Origin of the sequence: Aeromonas sp. ASNIH8 (assembly GCF_002919855.1) — a bacterium.
In the GTDB taxonomy this organism is placed as follows: domain Bacteria; phylum Pseudomonadota; class Gammaproteobacteria; order Enterobacterales; family Aeromonadaceae; genus Aeromonas; species Aeromonas caviae.
Genome location: NZ_PQLN01000065.1, coordinates 21,338 through 27,731 on the forward strand (window position 1 = coordinate 21,338; position 6,394 = coordinate 27,731).

Annotated in this window: 4 protein-coding genes and 1 pseudogene; all 5 read left to right on the forward strand. The window is 60.0% G+C overall.

Features of this window, described 5'->3' with window-relative positions; translation table 11 throughout:
• Nucleotides 1–28 precede the first annotated feature (28 nt).
• Nucleotides 29–872, forward strand: a pseudogene (locus C3418_RS16215) (LysR family transcriptional regulator).
• 59 nt (nucleotides 873–931) lie between these two features.
• Nucleotides 932–1,531, forward strand: coding sequence for an NAD(P)H-dependent oxidoreductase (locus C3418_RS16220; RefSeq protein WP_010672574.1), 600 nt, complete (start codon nucleotides 932–934; stop codon nucleotides 1,529–1,531).
• Nucleotides 1,532–1,601: 70 nt separating this feature from the next.
• Nucleotides 1,602–3,458, forward strand: a complete 1,857-nt coding sequence (locus tag C3418_RS16225; protein ID WP_103858882.1) for a monovalent cation:proton antiporter-2 (CPA2) family protein — start codon at nucleotides 1,602–1,604, stop codon at nucleotides 3,456–3,458.
• On the forward strand, nucleotides 3,455–3,841 hold the full coding sequence (locus tag C3418_RS16230; protein WP_103858883.1) for a SirB2 family protein: 387 nt from the start codon (nucleotides 3,455–3,457) through the stop codon (nucleotides 3,839–3,841). Before C3418_RS16225 ends, C3418_RS16230 begins: the two co-directional genes overlap by 4 nt.
• A 286-nt stretch (nucleotides 3,842–4,127) precedes the next feature.
• Entirely contained in the window at nucleotides 4,128–5,114 is a 987-nt protein-coding gene (locus C3418_RS16235; protein WP_029313511.1) for a YafY family protein, read from the forward strand.
• Nucleotides 5,115–6,394 lie beyond the last annotated feature (1,280 nt).

Here is a 6,394-nt window from a genome sequence, read left to right on the forward strand (position 1 = left end):
TATCATCTGAATTAACTATGGTATCCCCATGCTGGACCTGAGATTGCTGCGCTTCTTCATCGCCATCTATGAAGAGAAGAACATCACGGCGGCGGCAGCCCGCTGCCACGTGAGCCAACCCTCCCTCTCCGCCGGCCTTCGCCAGCTCGAAGAAAGCCTGGGGGACAGCCTCTTCATCCGGGGCAAGAAGGGGGGTGGAAGCGAAGGATCCGGCCCACTATCTCTATCCCCACGCCGTCAAGCTGGTGGAAGAGGCGCGTCGCCTGCCGACCCTGTTTCGCCAGAAGGCGACGCGTGCGAGACTCAACATGGCCATCATGCCCGACCTCAGCCGCCGTCGGCTGGCGGGATTGCTTCGGCCGGTGCAGGGGGTGCTGCCCGAGCTGGATCTCACCCTCTCCGATTACGGCACCCCGGCCGACTGCCGGCTGACCCTGGATGCCCTGCGCCGGGAGGACGAGATCTTCCTGCCGCTCTGGGAAGAGGAGTACGTGCTGTGCGTTCCCAGGGGACACCCTCTTGCGGACAGGGCGCGTATCGAGCTGGCTGAGTTGCAACACCATGATTTCATTGAGTGCCCACCCTGCGAAGCCCATCAGCAAACCATAGGCCTGCTGGCCTGTGACCGGCTCACTCTCAATCTGGTGGCCAAGGCCGAGAGCAAGGGGCTGGTGATGGCGCTGGTGCTGGCCGGGGTGGGCATCAGCTTCCTGCCCGACGGGCTGGTGGAGGACGAAGCGGGCTTGTGCACCCTGCCCGTGAGCGGCCCCCGGATGTTCCGCCGCATCGGCCTCTGCTACCCCGCCCACCAGACCCTGAATCCGGCGCTGCGCGCACTGATCCCGGAACTGGCGGGCCAGGGAGCTTCTTGATAACGTTTCAGCTCACAGTCTGTCGCATGTGCCGGCAGCAGACCCTCTTCAGGAATCCCATGAAACGCATTCTGGTCATCTTTTCACACCCGGCGCTGCAGAGTTCCCGGGCCAACAAGCAACTGCTGCACGCCATCGAGGGGCTGGAGGGGATCACCCTGCACGATCTCTGCCAGCGCTATCCGGACATGTTCATCAACGTGAAACGGGAACAGGCCCTGCTGGCGGAGCACGACATCATCGTCTTCCAGCACCCCTTCTACTGGTACTCCTGCCCGGCCATCATGAAAGAGTGGATGGACCTGGTGCTGGAGTACGGCTATGCCTACGGCCCCGAGGCCCACGCCCTCAGCGGCAAGCAGTGGCTCAGCGCCATCACCACGGGGGGCGGCCCCGAATCCTACTGCCGCGCCGGCTACAACCAGCGCCCGCTGCTCGACTTCCTGCTCCCCTTCCAGCAGACCGCACAGCTGTGCGGCATGCGCTGGCTGCCCCCTTTCGTGCTGCACTCCTTCCACAAGCTCGAGGATCCCGAGGCGCTGCGCCGCTGCGGCCAGGACTATCGCCAACTGCTGTGCGCCCTGCGTGACGAGCAGCTGACCCCGGCCCAGCTGGCCGAGAGCCCCTATCTGCGCGATCTGCTGGGGGTACTCCCATGACACACACTCGATCCGGGCGCAGGCCCGGCCAGCCCTCACCGGCATTCATCATGTTAAGGAGGAGCCGCTGATGGGACATGGATTGCTGTTTGACGCCCTGATCTACCTCTCGGCGGCGGTGATCGCCGTCCCGCTGGCCAAGCGGTGGGGGCTGGGCTCCGTCCTTGGCTACCTGCTGGCGGGGATCATCATAGGTCCCTTCCTGCTTGGTCTGGTGGGCGAGCAGAAAGACGTGATGCATTTCGCCGAGTTCGGGGTGGTGCTGATGCTGTTTCTGGTCGGTCTGGAGCTGCGCCCGGCCCTGTTGTGGCAACTGAAAGGGCCCATCCTCGGCACCGGTGGTCTGCAGGTGCTGCTCACCAGTGTCGCCCTGACCGGGGTGGGTTATCTTTTGGGTCTGCCCTGGCAGCAGGGGCTCGCCATCGGTCTCATTCTTGCGCTCTCCTCCACCGCCATCGTGCTTCAGAGCCTGCAGGAGCGCAAACTGATGCAGAGCGAAAGCGGCCGCTCCGCGTTTGCGGTGTTGCTGTTCCAGGACATCGCCGTCATCCCCATCCTGGCGATCCTGCCGCTGCTGGCCATCGCGCCGGTCGCCAGCAGCGGCAGCTCGGAGCTGGCAGGCTGGCAGCACGGCCTGCTGGTGGTGGCCGCCATCGCCGGCATCGTGCTGGGTGGCCATTACCTGATGCGGCCGGTGTTTCGCGCCATCGCCCAGTCCCACATGCGGGAGATCTTCGTCGCTGCCGCCCTGCTGCTGGTGATCGCCATCGCCGTGCTCATGGAATCCGTCGGCCTCTCCCCCGCCCTCGGCTCCTTCCTCGCCGGCGTGGTACTGGCGGACAGCGAATACCGCCACGAGCTGGAAGCGGACATTGAGCCGTTCAAGGGACTGCTGCTCGGCCTCTTCTTCATGTCGGTGGGTGCCGGCATCGACTTCAGCCTCTTTGCCGCCCATCCCCTGTTGATCCCGGCACTGGTGATCGGTCTGATGGTGCTCAAGTGGCTGGTGCTGATGGGGCTCGGCTTTGTCATTCGCCTCTCCCCGAACCAGCGCTGGACCTTCGCCCTGGCCCTGGCCCAGGGCGGTGAGTTCGCCTTCGTGCTGTTCTCGTTCGCCGCCCAGAACAAGGTACTGCCGGGCAGCACCATCTCACTGCTGACTCTGGTCGTCGCCCTCTCCATGGCGCTGACACCGCTGCTGCTTATCCTCAACGATCGGGTGATCCAGCCCTGGTTCGACTACCGCAACCAGAGCGACACCCCCGAACACGAACAGCCCGAGCTGGTGGAACACCCGGTCATCATCGCCGGCTTCGGTCGCTTCGGTCAGATAGTGGGGCGTCTGCTCCACGGCCATGGTATTGGCACCACCATCCTGGAGCAGGATGCCAGCCAGATAGAGATGCTGAGAAAGTACGGCTACCAGGTGTTTTATGGGGATGCCAGCCGACTCGACCTGCTGCACGCGGCCGGCGCCCACAAGGCCAAACTGCTGGTGCTCTCCCTCAATGACCCGGCCACCTCCCTCGAAGTGATCGAGATGGTGAAAAAGCACTTCCCGCACCTCAGAATACTGGCCCGTGCCCAGGATAGACCCCATGCCCACGAGATCCTGCGCCACGGGATAGACAGCGTGCACCGCGAAACCCTGGGGTCGGCCGTGGATCTTGGGGTAGAAGCACTCACCCTCTTGGGATTCAGGGCCAATCAGGCCTGGCGTGCGGGGCAGATGTTCAAGCAGTATGACAACCGGCTGCTGCGGGAACAGGTCAACTACCTGGACGACGAGCACACCTATATCAACAAGAGCCTGCAATACCGCGACATCCTCTCCGACCTGCTGCAAGACGATCAGGAAGGACAGGAGCGTACCCACGCCCATCAATGGAACAGCGGTCTGCCCGACAACAACAAGGAAGCAACATGATTGCCTATTACCCCATGCTCAAACACCTTCACATGACCCTGGCCCTGGTCAGCCTGCTGCTCTTCCTCTACCGCTGGAGCCTGGCGCTGGCGGGCAGCGGGCGGCTGCAACAGAAATGGTTGAAGGTGCTGCCCCACATCAACGACACCTTCCTGCTGCTGTTTGGCGTGCTGCTGGCGGTGGCCCTGCAGATGAGCCCTGGCCAGCAGCCCTGGTTGATGGCCAAGCTGATTGCCCTGGTGATCTACATCGGCCTGGGCGTCATGGCGCTCAAGCGCCCTGCCCGCGGTCAGAAGCTGGTGGCCGGAGTGGCCGCTCTCGCAGTATTCGGCTACATGGTGGGCGCAGCCATCACCAAATCAGCCTGGTCCTGGCTGGCATAACGACGTGTCGAGGTGGGGGCCCGTCCCCCACCTCCTTCCCACCTCCCCCCTCCTTACTGCTTCCATTTCCTTCCTGTCACCCTGGTCGCGAGCATCCTCGCAAGACTTGTTTTCAATAAAAAAGGGCTCAAACAACCCCTTTTCATTGCTATTTTGTTTTATTTATCAATGCCTTGTTTCTTCATGTATGAAAATGGCGACAGTTGTCGCAGCAAAACTTGCGACATAGACTGTCGCAGGCCATGGCTAGGATACACTCAACGCTAAACCAGTGAAGGCATGCACCATGAGTAAGAAGCTGTTACGACAACTGACCTTGGCGCGTTGCATCCCGCACCGCCCTTACAAGCTGACCGCCAGCCAACTCCAGGTAAAACTGGAAGAGGAAGGCATTCACGTCAGTCTCCGTACCGTGCAACGGGACCTGGAAGAGATGTCCGGCATGGGACTGTTCGACCTCACCTCCGATGAGCGCAGCAAGCCTCATGGCTGGTGCTTCGAGCGCCATGGTCTCAATGACTTTGCCAACATCATGCCGCTCTCGCTGGCAGTGGCCCTGAAAACCTGGAGCGACCAGGCAAGCCAACTGTTGCCGGCAAGCGTGCTGACCGAATTGAACCCGCTGATCGACAAGGCTGGTCAGGTGATCCGCGACAGCCAGAGCGAACTGGCCGAGCGCTGGCTGGAGAGCGTGCACCAGTCACCTCGCCCCTTCGCCGGCAATCCGGAGATCCGCCGCAGCACCCTGATCCGCGACGCCCTCTGGCGTGGCCGCAAGTTCAGCGCCGAGATCCAGCGTGTCATCAAGGAGCGTACTGTCTGGCTCTGCTATGACCGCATCAATCCCCTCGGCATCCTGAACCAGCCCGATGGCCCCATCCTGCTCTGTACCCTGTCCGAGCTGGATCCCAAGGTCTACGGCATTCCGTTCGATCACATCAAGAACGTGGAGTTGACCAACTTCAGCGCGACCCAGCCGAAGGACTTCAATATCCAGAAGCTGATCCGCGACCAGGGTTATCAGGACGTCAGCGGTCCGATCCGCTTCGTCGGGCGCATCGATGCCAACTGCCCGACACTGATCGATGGACAAATCCCGGGGCATAACCCGCGTATGACCCGTTACGACAAGCGCAGCGTGGTGGTGGAGACCGAAGTGCAGGATACGCCCGAGTTCCGCTCCTGGCTGAACAACATGAGCGGCAACCTGGAGGTACTTGCACCCGAATCACTGCGCAAGGCCTACCCGACTCCTGGGACAAGGGTCAGCTAAAGAAACCAGCAGACAATACAAAGCCGAGATTTATCTCGGCTTTTGTCTACTTTTAAAGCATAAGTATTCAATTAATTTTGAACTCTTACACCCCTGATTGAAGCGGCTGTACCATCGTTTTCCTACCGATTTCTGCTTGTAAGAGATCTGCCATTCCCCCTGTAAGACCCCTCAGTGTTGAACCGTACGTGAAGCCATCCCGCACTGGGTATGCTTTCCATGGAAACTATCTAAGCAACTGATAAACTTAGATAATATTCCACACAAGCCCATTTCTGCACCGCATGTCACGGAACCCAAGCCGAATGCACACCTTGTTCGAGCCCGTAATTGCCTTAGTATGGGTCTCACAAGGACGAGCTGATTCGGCAGGATGCAGAAACAGCGCATAAACAAGGAATAGCCTGCAGGATGTGGGCAAGGAACACCTCGGGATGGGGTTGATAGCCAGGATGGTTATCACAAGGATCGACAGGACAACCGCAGGATGCGGTAGTTGGATACCTCGGGATGAGGTTGAGTGGCACGGATTGTCGCTCATCAAGGATGAAAGGACACCGCAAGACGCGGTCAGGAACAGCTTCAAGATGAAGCGTGATAGCTAGGATGGTTATCAGTCAGGATGACGCAGGAACACCACGGGATGTGGTAATGGACACCTCCAGGAAGGAGAGGGTGAAGCAATCAGGACAGATTGCCAGGCTAGGAAGGCCACAGGACACCCCAACGGATTGGGAAGGGGAATTTCCAAAGGAAAGGATAGCGTCAAGGATTGCAGGGAGCATGGCAGTTCAGGGAATGGACGAAATGACTTGAGGGGACAGCATCTGCTGTCCCCTTTTCTTTGTGCACCCCATGCTCGCCACACAACAGAAAATGGTATCAGCCTGAGCGATCCTGCCCACATCACGCCATCTGCATCACTGATAACCTGTTTGTATACCCACCAGAGGCAGCCACAGTAGCGCTCCTTGCCTTTCCTCCGCCCTCCCTCGTCAATGCTCGGCGACATCCACTAGGCCCTCAGAGCGCAGCAGATCAGCCACAACCAACCAGCCAGGATATTTCCTGGCGACTAACTCCAGGTAACGATGGCCACTGGCATCTGCTCAGCCAGGCAGATTGTTGAGTCATCCCTTAACTGTCTATGTGTTGCGTATTCCGGCGAAGTTGAACAGCCATTCCGGCCAACGTGAACACCCTGATCCTTAACGCGCTCACGTCACCCCGTTTCTAACTCGAGTGTTCAGATTGGGTCAACTCACTTCTCCTCTTTCTCA

Bases quoted from the DNA above. Each gene is read 5' to 3' on its own strand.
- C3418_RS16220 (WP_010672574.1), top strand. From the start codon at position 932: ATGAAACGCATTCTGGTCATCTTTTCACACCCGGCGCTGCAGAGTTCC.
- C3418_RS16225 (WP_103858882.1), top strand. From the start codon at position 1,602: ATGGGACATGGATTGCTGTTTGACGCCCTGATCTACCTCTCGGCGGCG.
- C3418_RS16230 (WP_103858883.1), top strand. From the start codon at position 3,455: ATGATTGCCTATTACCCCATGCTCAAACACCTTCACATGACCCTGGCC.
- C3418_RS16235 (WP_029313511.1), top strand. From the start codon at position 4,128: ATGAGTAAGAAGCTGTTACGACAACTGACCTTGGCGCGTTGCATCCCG.